Below are 13,202 nucleotides of genomic sequence, written 5' to 3'. Positions count from 1 at the left end.
CCTCAGTCCACCCCGAAAACCTTCTCCAGGTACGCCGCCACGCCGTCCTCGGAGTTCGTCGTCGTCACCTCGTCGGCGACCGCCAGGACGGCGGGGTGCGCGTTGGCGACCGCCACACCGCGCCCGGCCCAGCTCAGCATCGGCACGTCGTTGGGCATGTCGCCGAAGGCCAGCACGTCCGCCGCGCTGACCCCGAGCCGGTCGCAGTACCAGGCCAACCCAGCCGCTTTGGTCACCCCGGCCGCCGAGATCTCCACCAGGCCGGAGGAGGACGAGTGGGTGGCCTCGGCCAGCCCCGCCACCGCTGCGGAGATCAGCTCGACGAACGCATCCGGGTCCTGCTCGCCGGCCCGCGCGAGCAGCTTCACCGCCGGCACCGACAGCAACTCCTCCGGCGTCTCGATCGGCCGGATGCCGTCGGGGTCGACGTCCCAGCGCAGCGGGTAGTGCGCCTCGTGCCGCATCTCCCGGCTGTCCAGGATCTCCACGGCGAAGCTGATGTCGGGCACCTCGGCGCGCAACCTCCGGGCCACCTCGGCCAGGTGGTGCGGCGCGAGCGGGTCGGCCCGCAGCACCTCATCGGAGAACGGGTCGTAGACCACGGCCCCGTTGGCGCAGACCGCCGGCAGCGGCTGGGCGAGCTGGTCGTACACCATCTTGAGCCAGCGGACCGGACGGCCGGTGACGAGGACGACCGGCGTGCCTCGCGCGGAGATCCGCGCGAGCACGTCGGCGGTGCGTGGGCTGACGGTGTGGTCGTCGCGGATCAGCCTGCCGTCGATGTCGGTGGCGATCAGGCGGGGTGTCTCTTGCATCACCGGGACAGTAGCCGGTTTAGGTACACCGCCACCCCGTCGTCGTCGTTGCGCAGGGTCACCTCGTCGGCGGCGGCCCGCAGGGTGGGGTGCGCGTTGGCCACCGCCACCCGGGACCAGCCGGCCCACTCGAACATCGGCAGGTCGTTGGGCATGTCACCGAAGACCAGAACGTCGGCCGGGTCCACCCCGAGGCTCTGCGCCACCACTGCCAGTCCGGTTGCCTTGTCCACACCCGGCGGGCAGATCTCGATGAAGCCGAGCCCGGCCTGGGTGAGGGTGGCGACCTGCGGCGGGACGATCCGGCGGGCCACCGCCAGCAGCTCGTCCACGTGGTGGTCGGCGGTCCGGGCGAACGCCTTGATCACGTCGCAGGAGAGGCACTCCGCGCGGCTGCGCGCCTCGAACCGGTCCTGGTAGGGCCAGCTCTCGTGGTAGTCGCCCCAGAGCGGGGCGTCGTGCTCGTCGGACGCCTCCACCATCACGGTCAGCGGGCCGACCTCGGCCTCCAGGTCCGCCAGCAGCCCGGCCAGCACCTCGGCGGGCAGCCGCTCGTCGCGCAGCACCAGCGGACCGGTCGGGTCGCTCTGGTCCACCACCCGTCCGCCGCCGGCCATCACCAGGAAATCGGCGGCGCGGATGTCGTTGCGGGTCAACTCGGTCAGCCGAGGGCCGCGACCGGTCGCGCCGACCACCGGAATTCCGGCGGCCCGCACCCGGTCGAGCACCCCATGGGTGTACGCGGAGACGGTGTCATCGCTGCGGACCAGCGTCCCGTCGAGGTCGGTCGCGATCAGCTTGGGTAGTCCCGGGCGGGTCATCGTTCCTCCTTCGCCCGCCGCCGTCGTACCTGCCACGGCCAAGGAAACCGAGGCCCCGGCGTGACGGCGGGCAGCAACCGTACCTCGCGGAACGGGTCGCATCCATGGCTTCCAGGCGAATCGGGCGCCAACGAGCGGTGCCCGTGTGGTGTCCCCCCAACCCTTCGCGTGATCTTGCACTTTCGGTCGCCCTGATGCGTGAAATGCGCCTTTTGTTGGGACAGCAAGTGCAAGATCGGCGGAGCGGAGAGGGCGGGGTGGGCGTTCAGGTGGGGTTTTCGGGGCGGGCGAACGGGGCGGCCGGGGTGACGGTCAGGTCGGCTGGTGCGGGCAGGCCGTCCTCCTGGACCCGGTCTCGGTGCCGGCGCCGCCACCTGGGCGCTGGCACATCGCCGGACCGTTCGTCCTCCGGTAGGCCGCCCAGTGCGGCGGGTAGCGCGGCCGGAGCCAGCCAAAGCGCCGCGCCGAACAGCACACAGGCGGCGAACGCCATCACCAGACCGCGACCGTATTCGGTCCGGAAGCCGTCCTGAGGCGAGTAGAAGAAGTTTCGCTGACCGGGGTCGTCGAGGGTGGCCGCGGCGGCGATCAGCAGCCCCAACAGGGTGCCGGCCAGCGTGAGACCGGCCAGCCGGGCGTTCGGCCGCACGGCCGCCGTGCCCCGCAGCGCCAGCGACACGATGCAGACGAGGCCGAGCAGCCCGACCAGGTAGGCGACCCCGAAGCCCCCGACGTCGGACACCCTGGCGGGCACCTCGATCGTGCCCTCCCCGTCAGGCCCGTCGTTCGGCAGGTTCATCACCAGCCATTCACCGACCAGCGAGGCGACCCCGGCCACCGCGCCCAGACCGGCGAGCAGCAGGGGCAGCCGAGGGTCCTGTGTGAAACCGGCCAGAGACATGCCGAAGCGGCGCCGCGGAGCCGGGTCGACCGCACCCCACTCGATCACGGCCGGCCCCTCCGACCGGTCGCTCTGCCGTGGGACTGGAAGCTCGTCGGACATCGGCCATCCCTCCGCCGGTCACGGACCTGGTTCGCATCATGGCACAGCCAACTGGTAGTGACAGGGATCGCAGGGCTCGCGTCCGTGCCGGTCGGTCGCTCGGCGGTCACCTTTCCGCTAGCGTTCTCCTCATGCCTATCCGTACCGCTTCAGCACAATGGCAGGGCAATCTCACCGAGGGCGCCGGCACGGTCCGCACCGGTAAGGGCGGCCTGTCGGGCACCTACTCCTTCAAGTCGCGCTTCGAGGAGGGCGAGGGCACCAACCCCGAGGAGCTGATCGCCGCCGCGCACGCTGGCTGCTTCTCGATGGCGTTCTCGAAGGCGCTCGCCGACGCCGGCTCGACGGCCACCTCGGTCGAGACCACCGCCAAGGTCCACCTGGACAAGACCGACGCCGGGATGACCGTGACCCGGATCGACCTGGAGACCGTCGGCCAGGTCCCCGGGATCGACGACGCCGAGTTCCAGAAGCTCGCCGAGGCCGCCAAGGCCAACTGCCCGATCTCCCGCCTGCTCTCGCCGGGCGCCGAGATCACCCTCAGCGCGCGCCTGGCTTCCTGAGCCGGTCGACCCACAACCGCTCGTTCACGGACAGAGTCTCCGCCCGACCCAGGGCGGTCACTCTCTCCGTGAACCCGCGGGTCCGCTCGACGGCACACCGCGACCGGGCCTGGATCCGGTCGGCCGCACGCTGCGACCGGGCCAACCGATCCGGCATCGGGCAGAATGGGTGAGGTGCCGGTGGAGATGACCCGCGAGCGCTTCGAGGAGCTGGTCGCCGATGCCCTCGACGAGGTGCCCGAGGAACTGCTCGGCCTGATGAGCAACGTGGTGATCCTCGTCGAGGATGACCCGCCGCAGGGCGAGCCCGACCTGCTCGGCCTCTACGAAGGCCACGCGCTCACCGCCCGCGGCTGGGACTACTCGGGCGTGCTGCCGGACCGGATCTTCATCTACCGACACCCGATCCTGCGGATCTGCAACAACGACGACGATGTCATCGATGAGGTGGCGGTGACCGTCGTGCACGAGATCGCCCACCACTTCGGCATCGACGACGAGCGGCTGCACTCGCTGGGCTGGGGCTGAGCCCCACCGGCAGCCGCCGGTCAGAGCACGGCACGCCCCTCGGCCGATGGCCCGTGGTTGCCCTGGTCGCCTACCGTCGGTGCAGCGACCGCAAACCCTGTCAGGAGGCACCCTTTCATGCGCAGTGAGCTGTTCTCCTCGGAGAACCTGGAGAAGGAGTCCGCGCAGCCCGGCATGCGGCTGCAAAACTCCAAGATGTTGAAGATCGAGCTCAACGGCGAGGCGATGGCCCGGGTCGGGTCGATGGTCGCCTACCAGGGGAATGTGCAGTTCCAGGCGCTGGGTTCGGGCGGGCTCGGCAAGTTCCTCAAGCAGAAGCTCACCGGCGAGGGTGTCCCGCTGATGAAGGTCTCCGGCCATGGTGACGTCTTCCTCGCCGAGTTGGCCAAGGACGTGCACATCATCGACCTGGAGCCGGGTGACGCGCTCTCCATCAACGGCTCCAGCGTGCTCGCCTTCGACTCGACCCTCCAGTACGACATCAGGATGGTCGGCGGTGCCGGGATGGCCTCCTCGTCCGGCCTGTTCAACTGTGTCTTCAGTGGCCACGGACGGATCGCCATCACCACCAAGGGCACCCCGGTCGTGCTCAACGTGGACGCGCCGACGTACGTCGACCCGCAGGCCGCGGTCTGCTGGTCGGCCAACCTCCAGACCGGCTACCACCGGGCCGAGCAGATGGGCCTCGGCACGCTGCTGGGTCGGCGGACCGGTGAGTCGTTCACGATGAGCTTCGCCGGCCAGGGGTTCGTGGTGGTGCAGCCGTCCGAGGAGCCGCCGGTCATGGGCAGTGGCCAGCAGCAGCAGGAGGGCGGTCTGCTCGGCGGTCTGCTGAGCTGACCACCTCGGTGCGGGCGCTCCCGGTCTGTGGGGGCGCCCTGCCCGGTCAGGTCAACTCACCCGTGCGCAGTCGGGCCAGCCAGGCCGCCGCGTCGACGTAGTCGGCGTCGGAGAGGCCCGCTGGCGCGGGCACCGGCCGCTCGCCCGCCGCCTCGGCCCACCGGTGTCGGGGGTACGAGCCCAGGAAACGGACGTCGGCGCAGACCCGGCGCAGCCCCTGCAACGCCTCACCCAGCCGTACGTCGGCCACGTGCCCGGTGCAGTCCAGGAAGAAGACATACCGGCCCAGCGCCTCGCCGGTCGGGCGGGACTCGATCCGGGTCAGGTTGACCCCACGGACGGCCAACTCCATCAGCACGGACAGCAGCGCTCCAACGCGGTCGTGCGCGATGTAGACCGCGAGTGAGGTCAGATCGTCGCCGGTCGACGGCGGGGGCGGCCCGGGGCGGGACACCAACACGAACCGGGTCACCGCGTCCGGGTGATCGGCGATCTTCTCCGCGAGTGTCGCGAGCCGGTGTCGGGCCGCCCCGATCGGCGCGCAGATCGCGGCGTCGTACTCGCCGGAACCGGCACCGGCCGCGGCCGCGCCGTTGGAGAGCACATCGACCACCACGGCGTCGGGCAGATGGTCACGCAGCCAACCTCGGCACTGGGTGGACGCCTGCGGATGGGCCGCCACGGTGCGGATCGAGGTCAGCGCAGTGTCGGGTCGGGCGCCGAGCACGAACTCCACCGGCAGGATCACCTCCCGGGTGATCACCAGCGGGTCGCCCTCGGCCATCTCGTCCAGCGTCACGCCCACCGCGCCGCCGATCGAGTTTTCCAGCGGCACCAGCGCGGCGTCGGCATCGCCGACGCGGACGCTGTCCAGTGCCTCCCCGACGCTGCGGGCAGGGGTGAGGGCGCCGCGTTCGGCGGCGGGGACGGAGCGCAGTGCCTGCTCGGAGAAGGTGCCCTCCGGCCCGAGGTAGACGAAGCGTGTCGGCGGTGTTCCCGGCATGCCGGTCAGCCTACGCACTCGGCCGGGTGACCGGACCCGCGTCGCAGGCGAGGGTTCGAATCCCGGCCGGGGCGGTGGCGCGTACCTCGATGGTGCAGACGTCGGTGCCGGCGGTGACCAGCGCCGGTGCGGTGGGCTGGCCCCGGGTGACCACCTGGAGTTCCTCGTGCCCGGTCACCTCCACAAGGGTGAACTGCCAGTCGGCGGCGCAGAGCGGCCCGGTGTGGACCTGGACCCGGACGTTGGCCGGAAGCACCCCTGCCCGGCCGCGCAGCAGTTGCACCACCCGCTCCGCGGTCGGCCCGTTCCGGCAGGCCGTCGCGACCAGGCCGGCGTCCGGAGTGGGTGTGGCCCCACCGAGTGACGGTGCGGTGGCCGGTGGGGTGGCGGGTGTGGTGCTCACGCCGGGTGTCGTCGGGGCCGCGGTGCGGGTGGGCGCGGCAGACGGCTCCCGCAACTCGGGTGGGGCGCCACAGCCGGCCATCGCGGCGACGGTGAGCGTCGCGAGCGCAACCGGCAGGAGCGCGGTCCGCGCAGAAACGCGGTCAGCCGCCCGGTCGCGGGTCACCGGTGGGATGTGGACGACCGTCGCCCGCGCGGGGGAAGACGCGGGGCGGGGTGGGGTGAACGGCACGGGTCGATCCTCGGGACACCGGAGAATTCTTCGCGGCCGGGATGGCCGAGCCCATCGTAGGGTGAGCGGCCGATCGGGTGAAGGTCAGCCGGTGACGCGATGCCCGGCGCGCTGCAGCGCGGCCGTGCCCTCGGCCAGCCGGACGGCCGGGACCAGCAGATAGTCGGTGTCGAAGGTGGAGAACGCGACCACGCTGACCCGTGCCTCGGCGAGCGGGTCGACGAGTGCGGCCAGGCTGCCGGTGCCGGCCAGTTCCACCGGGGCGGTGACCCGCAGACAGCGCCAAACGGTCTCCACCACGGCCTGCGCCGGGGCCCGGTCCGCCGGACAGATCACGGAGATCCCGTCGGAGGTCCAGCTCACCGTCACCACGTCGGTGCCCCGCAGCCCGCTCGACAGTGCGTACGGCAGGGCGGCGCCAGCGGCCAGCCGCCACACAGCGTATTCCCCTGGCAGCAGCGCGATATCGAGCATGAGGGCACCTTACGGCCTGCGCGGGTGAGCCCACCCCAGCAACGCCGAGTGCGGCTCTGCCGCAGGTCAGACCTCGGAGAAGAAAGTGAGCGAACCGGCGACGGTGCCGTCGGTGAGCACCGGGGTGGAGATCGCGTCGACGGTCGCGTCGGAGCTGTTCGCCGAGGCGGCCTGCACACGGAGTAGCCCGCGGGCGAGTCGGCCGGAAGAGAGCGCCAGTAGGGGCGGAATCTTGTCGATCTCGGCCTCGGTCAACTCGCCCCGGTTGGCGGTGAAGTCGAGGAGGCGTAACCCTCCGTCGAGCAGCGGTCGCCCGATCAGGCCGTCCGGCTCGCCCAGGCAGAGCAACTCGCAGCCGGCCGTGGAGATCGCCACCACCCTGGTGTCGGCATCGATCAGGACGCAGGGCTCATCGGCTCGGGACACCGTCGAGGACCATTGGCCGACATTGTCGGACTCCGGCTCTGTCGAAGCCCGTGCCGCCGGCACGAACGCTTCCGAGAGCGAAAGTTCGACGTGGGCCACCGCGCCTCCTATGTGCACCGATCGACTGTCCACGCTAGCGGGTCGCCGACGGAATCACCGAGCGCACCGGGTCACCGAGCCGCGCAGCCTGAAGGGGGGCGGCCAGTGACGGCGCGAGAACCGGTGAGGTGGACGGGGGGACCGGAGCCGCGTGGCGTCGCTGGTGACGTTACCGGCGGTGAGCCGGCTTGTCAGCGGCCGTTCGGCCCTCGTCATACCACCGGTAGTCGGCTGTTGGACGGTACGTGCCGTTCAGCCAGGTCCCGGGGTGCTGCGCAACCCGGGAAAGCTTCTCGGCGGTAGCCGGGCTGATCCGGCTGCCGCCAGCCACGAGGAGCCGGTCCAACTCCCGATGGGTGGCCATCAGGCAGTCCTTTGGAAGGCCGTAGACGCTGATCACGCCGGAGCCGACGAAGGTCAGCACCGGCGTCACCGGAACGGTCAACCCCACCGCGTCGGAGAGGGCCTTGCTGGCCCGCTTGGCGTCCCGGCGGGACTCGGCCACGTACGGTGGACGCTTGCCGTTGATCTGCACGACGTCCCCGGCGACGAGCACCCTCGCCCGGCCGTGGTCGGCGATGGTCACGGCGAAGAGGCCGCTCGGCCCGATGGCGAGGAACCCGGCGCGGTCGTCCTGACCGCGGTCGAGGACGTCGGTCACGTCGGTGCGTGGCCACTCGATGACGTGCCAGGCGGGCCCGAGGTGGTCGAGTTGACCAAGCGCCCGCGCCCCGGCCGCCTCCAGGCGGCGCGCACCCCGTTCGGCTCGACGGCGACGGGCCCATTCGAGCGGTGTCGGACGGGCCGGTTCGAGAACCCCCGGCGACTCGACGCGGGGGTGTGGCACCGCGACGGGCGGCAGTGCCCGAGCGGACGGTACGGCTCGTCGTGCGGGAAAGACAGTCATCGCGACCTCCGGCAAAAGGTCCCTCGAAGTTATGTCCTCACTACCCTACGTTGCTACTACCGGTGTTCGGCAAGCCGGAGCGCCAGAGTGAGTGCGGATGAATGCCATATTCATCCACAGTTCTTTTCTCGGATGCCGCCAAACCCTGCCCTACGCTGCGGTAGTGACCCACTACGTCGACAGCGAAGTCGGCCGGCTCGGCACCGTACTGCTGCACCGGCCCGGGCCCGAACTGGCCCGGCTCACCCCACGCAACAACGACTCGCTCCTGTTCGACGCGATCCCCTGGGTGGGACGCGCCCAGGAGGAGCACGACGCGTTCGCCGCCGCCCTGCGCGAGCGTGGGGTCGAGGTGCTCTACCTGGCCACCCTGCTGACCGAGACGCTGGCCGTCGCGGACGCCCGTGCCGAGCTCACCGAGGAGGTGCTGCGCTCCCGGCGGCTCGGTGACACCCTGCGGGCCCGCGTCGCCGACCACCTCTCCTACCTGGACCCGGCCGCCCTCGCCGACGTGCTCACCGCCGGGCTGGCCCACGAGGAGTTGCGGATCAGCTCAGAGCGGCCGGGTGGGCTGGTCTACACACTGATGGACCGTCACGACTTCGTCATCGACCCGCTGCCCAACCTGCTGTTCACCCGCGACTCGTCGCTCTGGATCGGCGATCGGGTCGGTGTCACCAGCCTGGCCATGCCGGCCCGCAGCCGCGAGACCACCCTGACCGACGCCATCTACCGCCACCACCCACGCTTCGCCGGCACCGAGTTCGTCTACCGCCCCGACCTTGAGCACCTGGAGGGCGGGGACGTGCTGCTGCTCGCACCCGGGGTGCTGGCGGTCGGGGTGGGCGAGCGGACGACGCCGGCCGGTGCCGAACGCCTCGGCCGGCAGGTCTTCGCCGCCGGCCTGGCCCACACCATCCTGGTGGTGCCGATCGCCCAGGAGCGCGCCACCATGCACCTCGACACGGTCTGCACGATGGTCGACGTCGACGCCGTACTGATGTACCCCAACATCGCGAGCACGCTGTCCGCGTACACGGTGATCGCCGGCGCGGACGGCGAGGACCCGCGCGTGGACGGACCCGCGCCGTTCCTGCGAGCCGCCGCCGACGCGATGGACCTGGACCTGCTCCGGGTCATCGACACCGGGCTGGACCCGGTCACCGCGGAACGCGAACAGTGGGACGACGGCAACAACACCCTCGCACTGGCGCCGCGGCTCTGCGTCGGCTACGAGCGCAACACCGAGACCAACGCCCAACTGGAGCGAGCCGGGATCGAGGTGATCCCGATCGCCGGCTCCGAGTTGGGCTCCGGCCGCGGCGGGCCGCGCTGCATGTCCTGCCCGATCACCCGCGACCCGCTCCGTGCGGAAGGGCCCCCTGGACCAGGGGACCCTTCCTGACGTCAGCGAAGGGTGAGTTGGCGGCCGAGCAGACCCTGTCGGGAGCGCCGGCCGGCGGCGTCGAGCGGGTCGGTGGAGCTGAGCGCTTCGGCGTACCGCTTGGCGAACTGCGCCACCGGCTCCTCCCACTCGGACGCCGGAGTCTCCTCCGGCAGGTCCCAGACCGGCACCAGCCGACCGTGCGCGCGGAACATGCCGGCGAACTTCGTCTGCTCGCCGAGCGTCAGCGAACCGGCCGCGCCGAGGCGGGCCAGCGCGTCCAGGGCGGCGTCCTCGTCGTCCGGCAGCACCCAGCGCACGTGTGCCTTCTCCGGGACCTGGCACCAGTACGCGGCCTTCGCCGCGGTCAGCCGCACCGTCGGGTAGATGGCCGCGTTCGCCCGCTCCAGCGACGCCTGGACGGTCGGATCGTCGGCGGCCCCGGGGTCGAGCCAGAACTCGAACCCCTCATGCATGGTGATCTCCAGCGGGCCGTCGACGAGGATGTCCTGCAGGCGAGGGCCGGGGCCGGGCAACGGCGGCACGGCCACCTGGCCACCCGGCTCCGTCCGCAGCGCGCTGAGCAGCGCCTCGGCCAGGTCCCGGGAAACATCACCGGACTGCTGGTGGCGCTGGAGACCGATGAGCACCCGGCCGTCCGGCTTCGTGATCGCCGGGGCGGCCATCGGCAGCACCGTGGCGAGCGTCGCCGGCCGGTCCCCGAACTCCTCGACGAGGGCGGGTGCCAACCGCAGCGGTGCGGAGGCGGCGGGCACCAACTCGCGCAACGCGATCCACTCGGGCTCGTCGACCAGCCCGTCGAACGGACGCGGCACGAAGACGTCCCGCACCTTGTCTCGGCGGGGGGCGGTGTCGGCGGCGGGGCGCTGGCTCTTTCGACGCTTGCTCACGGCGTCACAGCCTAGTGCAGTGCCGGGTCGGGTCTTCGGGGGTTGGAGCGGACCGAGTCGGCGGAGGGGCGGACCAGGCAGAGCCGGGTGCCCTTGAAGGTGTGGGCGTACCCGTAATAAGGTCAGATCCTTTATTGACGGATTCGCATGGAGTGCCGGTGTCACGTAAGACCGGGAAGCCCTCGTACGTGCGTCAGGCCCAGGCGGAGCAGACCCGCCGGATGCCGCTGACCGTCGTCATCGTGCTCGTCGTCATGGCCGTGCTCGCCGGTGGCCTCGGCGGCTTCCTCATCGGCCGTCCCGACAGCACCACCCGTGCGGTCGAGGAGTTGCGGGCCCAGGAGGCCGTGCGCGACAAGCAGCAGATTCAGGAGCTGACCGTCGTCGTCGGCGATTCGCAGAAGGCGCTCGACACCCTGCTGGCCGCGTTCGACGGGGCACTGGAGAAGGGTCAGCCTGCCGACGCCGCCACGGTCCAGGGCTGGCAGACGACGATCAGGCAACTCGTCGCCAAACACGCCGAGAGCCCGTCCGGGACGACGGCGACCAATGTGGCCCGTGGCGGATTCCGTGGCGCGGTCAACGATTTCGCCGTCACCGTCGACCTGTTCGCCGCCGCGCAGGCCGGCCCGGAGGCGCAGCGCGCTGGCCTGATCGAGATCGTGAAGCGGTCCCGGACCGCCGCCGCGGCCGCCTGGTCGGTGGCGGCGGACCAACTGGATCAGATCAACGTCGACGCCGGCCTCGGGCACCAGCACGCCTACCTCACCGGGCAGAGCGGCGGGGAGGGCCACACCGACTGACCGGCCGCGTTGGTGGGCGGGAGCCGCCCGACCGAGCCGCGCTCAGCCCGCTGGCACCAGGTCCGGTCGGTGTGTGGGCACCGGGTCGAACTCGGCCCAGACGCGCTGGCCCATGCCGTCCCGCTCGACGCCCCAGCGGGTGGCCAGACCCGCCACGATGTGCAGCCCTCGCCCGTCCGCGGCGTCGGCGCTGGCCGTGCGGAGCCGGGGCCCGGTGCTCGCGCCGCCGTCGGTGACCCCCAACTGGATCACTGCGCCCTCCGCCGAGGATCGCAACCGCCAGGCCACCCGGACCACTCCGCCGGGCAGCGGTCGGGCGTGCCGCACCGCGTTGCCCACCAGCTCCGCGAGCACCGCGATCAGATCCGCCAAGAGCGTCGGGGGTACGACGTCCGCCAACTCACCGGCGAGCCGGTGCCGGGCCAGCCGTGCCCCGGCCGGGTGGTGGGGAACCACCACGCACCACGCCCGATCCCTCGCTGCCACCGTCGCCTCCACGTCGCGTCACCCTCGATCAACCGCGCGGTAGCCGCACCTCTGCGACCGTACCGCCGCCGGTCCTCGGACGTAGGGATACCCATCCATTCTGCTGTTCAACGATTCGGCGGACGAGATAGAGGCCGAGCCCCGCCCCCGGGTAGCCGCGCCGGTCGCCGGACTCGCCCTGCCAGAACCGGTCGAACGCCCGCTCCACGTGCTCCGGACGGATGCCGATGCCCCGGTCGCTGACCCGGAACGCCACCAGGTGGCCGTCGGCCGAGGCGGTGATCTCGATCGGAGTGTCCGGAGCGGAGTACTTGCCGGCATTGGTCGTCAACTCGGTCAGCACGGTGGTCAGGCTGGGCCGGTGGCCGAGCGCCTTGGGCAGGTCGGGCGGGAGGAGGAGCGTCAGCCGGCGGCGCAACTCCGCCGGCAGGTCCGCGACGGCGGAACGCAGCGCGTCGCCGAGGTCGAACAGGGTGGGCGGTTCGTCCCCCGGCCCTGCCTCGGCCGCCGAGCTGAGGAGACGGTCGACCAGCCGGGCCAACTCGTTGGCACGTTGCCCGATCACCCGGGCAGCCTGCCGCCGGTCGGCCTCGGTCAGCGACTCCCAATGGTCGGTGAGGGTGTCCGCGTACCCCTTGATCACCGTGACCGGGGTGCGCAGCTCGTGGCTGGTCACCGCGACGAACAGCTCCCGGTCGTGGTCGCGGCGCTGCTGGTCGGTGATGTCGCGGAAGGTGACCACCCGCAGTGTGCCCGGGCCGGGTAGGTCACCGGAGGTGATCCGCAGCCAGCGACCGTCCGGCATCCGGTGGTCTCGAACCTGACCGGAGGGTGGCAGTGGAAACGGCAGTGGGCGGCTCAGCGCCTGCTCGACCGGCCGGCCGGTGACCTGGGCGGCTGCCGGGTTCCACAGTCGGACGTGCCCGTCGCGGTCGACGACGGCCAGCCCGTCGGCGAGTGCCGCCACCACCGGGCCGTCGCCGTGTACGGGCAGGCCGGTCTGGTCGCCGTACATGTGCCCGACGCAGGACGCTAGGTAGGCGACCACCCCCTGCCGTTCGGCGCCCGGCTCCTCATCGCTCGAATAGAGGGCGTGCAAACTGCCGACCGTGTGGCCGCCGATCTCGGCCCGGGAGACCACCATCTGGCGCAGGCCACTGCCGGCCAGCTCGCTGGCCAACTTGCCGTTGAGGTGGCCCACCCGCACCTGTTGCACGCGTGGCCCGGCGAGCAGGCAGACGGTGTCCGGGTCGTCGGCGGCCAGTGGACGGCCGAGGGCCCACTCCGCCGCGCCGGTCGCGGCGATCACGCGACCGCCGGTCGGACCGAACTCGACGAACGCCATACCTGTCGCGCCGAGGGCTGGCTGAGCCACTCGGAGCAGCTGGGTGAGGACCGGAAGGCCCGCTTCCCCCGAGTTGATCATCTCGATCACGATGGAGTGGCCAGCGAGGAGAGCGGGAAAATCGATACGCTCCAGCATGTGCCGAGTCTGCCCCGCCGCT

16 protein-coding genes are annotated in these 13,202 nt (G+C 71.6%); 5 read left to right on the top strand and 11 right to left on the bottom strand.

Annotation, left to right across the window (positions count from 1 at the left end):
* Nucleotides 1-2: 2 nt before the first annotated feature.
* The 3 genes from JOD64_RS13925 to JOD64_RS13915 all read right to left on the bottom strand — a co-directional run bounded on the left by JOD64_RS13925 (nucleotide 3) and on the right by JOD64_RS13915 (nucleotide 2,639).
* The gene (locus JOD64_RS13925) at nucleotides 3-815 is read right to left on the bottom strand and encodes a Cof-type HAD-IIB family hydrolase (RefSeq protein ID WP_204942623.1); all 813 of its coding nucleotides are present in this window, start codon (nucleotides 813-815) and stop codon (nucleotides 3-5) included.
* On the bottom strand, nucleotides 815-1,636 hold the full coding sequence (locus JOD64_RS13920) for an HAD family hydrolase (RefSeq protein WP_204942622.1): 822 nt from the start codon (nucleotides 1,634-1,636) through the stop codon (nucleotides 815-817). The genes JOD64_RS13925 and JOD64_RS13920 overlap by 1 nt, the downstream gene beginning before the upstream one ends.
* A gap of 265 nt (nucleotides 1,637-1,901) precedes the next feature.
* Complete coding sequence (locus tag JOD64_RS13915; RefSeq protein WP_204942621.1) at nucleotides 1,902-2,639, bottom strand: hypothetical protein; 738 nt, start codon at nucleotides 2,637-2,639, stop codon at nucleotides 1,902-1,904.
* 131 nt (nucleotides 2,640-2,770) lie between these two features.
* On the opposite strand from JOD64_RS13915, the gene JOD64_RS13910 reads away from it, so the two are divergent.
* The 3 genes from JOD64_RS13910 to JOD64_RS13900 all read left to right on the top strand — a co-directional run bounded on the left by JOD64_RS13910 (nucleotide 2,771) and on the right by JOD64_RS13900 (nucleotide 4,570).
* On the top strand, nucleotides 2,771-3,202 hold the full coding sequence (locus tag JOD64_RS13910; RefSeq protein ID WP_204942620.1) for an OsmC family protein: 432 nt from the start codon (nucleotides 2,771-2,773) through the stop codon (nucleotides 3,200-3,202).
* 180 nt (nucleotides 3,203-3,382) lie between these two features.
* Entirely contained in the window at nucleotides 3,383-3,730 is a 348-nt protein-coding gene (locus JOD64_RS13905) for a metallopeptidase family protein (protein WP_204946054.1), read from the top strand.
* A 117-nt stretch (nucleotides 3,731-3,847) separates the two neighbouring features.
* Nucleotides 3,848-4,570, top strand: a complete 723-nt coding sequence (locus JOD64_RS13900; protein ID WP_204942619.1) for an AIM24 family protein — start codon at nucleotides 3,848-3,850, stop codon at nucleotides 4,568-4,570.
* Nucleotides 4,571-4,616: 46 nt separating this feature from the next.
* On the opposite strand, the gene pheA is transcribed toward JOD64_RS13900, so the two are convergent.
* The 5 genes from pheA to JOD64_RS13875 form a co-directional block, all read right to left on the bottom strand.
* On the bottom strand, nucleotides 4,617-5,573 hold the full coding sequence (gene pheA / locus JOD64_RS13895) for a prephenate dehydratase (protein WP_204942618.1): 957 nt from the start codon (nucleotides 5,571-5,573) through the stop codon (nucleotides 4,617-4,619).
* A gap of 10 nt (nucleotides 5,574-5,583) precedes the next feature.
* Nucleotides 5,584-6,207 (bottom strand): hypothetical protein, encoded by a 624-nt coding sequence (locus tag JOD64_RS13890; protein WP_372434138.1) that lies wholly within the window; start codon nucleotides 6,205-6,207, stop codon nucleotides 5,584-5,586.
* A gap of 84 nt (nucleotides 6,208-6,291) precedes the next feature.
* The gene (locus JOD64_RS13885) at nucleotides 6,292-6,681 is read right to left on the bottom strand and encodes an ACT domain-containing protein (RefSeq protein WP_204942617.1); all 390 of its coding nucleotides are present in this window, start codon (nucleotides 6,679-6,681) and stop codon (nucleotides 6,292-6,294) included.
* Nucleotides 6,682-6,747: 66 nt separating this feature from the next.
* The gene (locus JOD64_RS13880) at nucleotides 6,748-7,206 is read right to left on the bottom strand and encodes a hypothetical protein (RefSeq protein WP_204942616.1); all 459 of its coding nucleotides are present in this window, start codon (nucleotides 7,204-7,206) and stop codon (nucleotides 6,748-6,750) included.
* 169 nt (nucleotides 7,207-7,375) lie between these two features.
* A complete protein-coding gene (locus JOD64_RS13875; RefSeq protein ID WP_204942615.1) occupies nucleotides 7,376-8,113 on the bottom strand; it encodes a hypothetical protein in 738 nt (245 codons plus the stop codon).
* A 163-nt stretch (nucleotides 8,114-8,276) separates the two neighbouring features.
* On the opposite strand from JOD64_RS13875, the gene JOD64_RS13870 reads away from it, so the two are divergent.
* Nucleotides 8,277-9,518 carry an arginine deiminase gene (locus tag JOD64_RS13870; RefSeq protein ID WP_204942614.1) on the top strand — a complete coding sequence of 414 codons (1,242 nt, stop codon included), beginning with the start codon at nucleotides 8,277-8,279 and terminating at the stop codon, nucleotides 9,516-9,518.
* 2 nt (nucleotides 9,519-9,520) lie between these two features.
* Here JOD64_RS13870 and JOD64_RS13865 read toward each other — a convergent pair whose 3' ends face one another.
* Nucleotides 9,521-10,408: a DUF5926 family protein gene (locus JOD64_RS13865; protein WP_204942613.1), complete on the bottom strand. Its 888-nt coding sequence runs from the start codon at nucleotides 10,406-10,408 to the stop codon at nucleotides 9,521-9,523.
* Nucleotides 10,409-10,566: 158 nt separating this feature from the next.
* On the opposite strand from JOD64_RS13865, the gene JOD64_RS13860 reads away from it, so the two are divergent.
* Nucleotides 10,567-11,211, top strand: coding sequence for a hypothetical protein (locus JOD64_RS13860; protein ID WP_204942612.1), 645 nt, complete (start codon nucleotides 10,567-10,569; stop codon nucleotides 11,209-11,211).
* A gap of 42 nt (nucleotides 11,212-11,253) precedes the next feature.
* On the opposite strand, the gene JOD64_RS13855 is transcribed toward JOD64_RS13860, so the two are convergent.
* Nucleotides 11,254-11,670 carry an ATP-binding protein gene (locus tag JOD64_RS13855; RefSeq protein WP_307813933.1) on the bottom strand — a complete coding sequence of 139 codons (417 nt, stop codon included), beginning with the start codon at nucleotides 11,668-11,670 and terminating at the stop codon, nucleotides 11,254-11,256.
* 55 nt (nucleotides 11,671-11,725) lie between these two features.
* A complete protein-coding gene (locus JOD64_RS13850) occupies nucleotides 11,726-13,180 on the bottom strand; it encodes a PAS domain-containing sensor histidine kinase (protein WP_204942610.1) in 1,455 nt (484 codons plus the stop codon).
* Nucleotides 13,181-13,202: the final 22 nt, after the last annotated feature.

This window comes from Micromonospora luteifusca (assembly GCF_016907275.1).
Taxonomy (GTDB): domain Bacteria; phylum Actinomycetota; class Actinomycetes; order Mycobacteriales; family Micromonosporaceae; genus Micromonospora; species Micromonospora luteifusca.
Note: the sequence above shows the minus strand (reverse complement) of the source record. Positions and strands in the feature narration are given on the sequence as shown.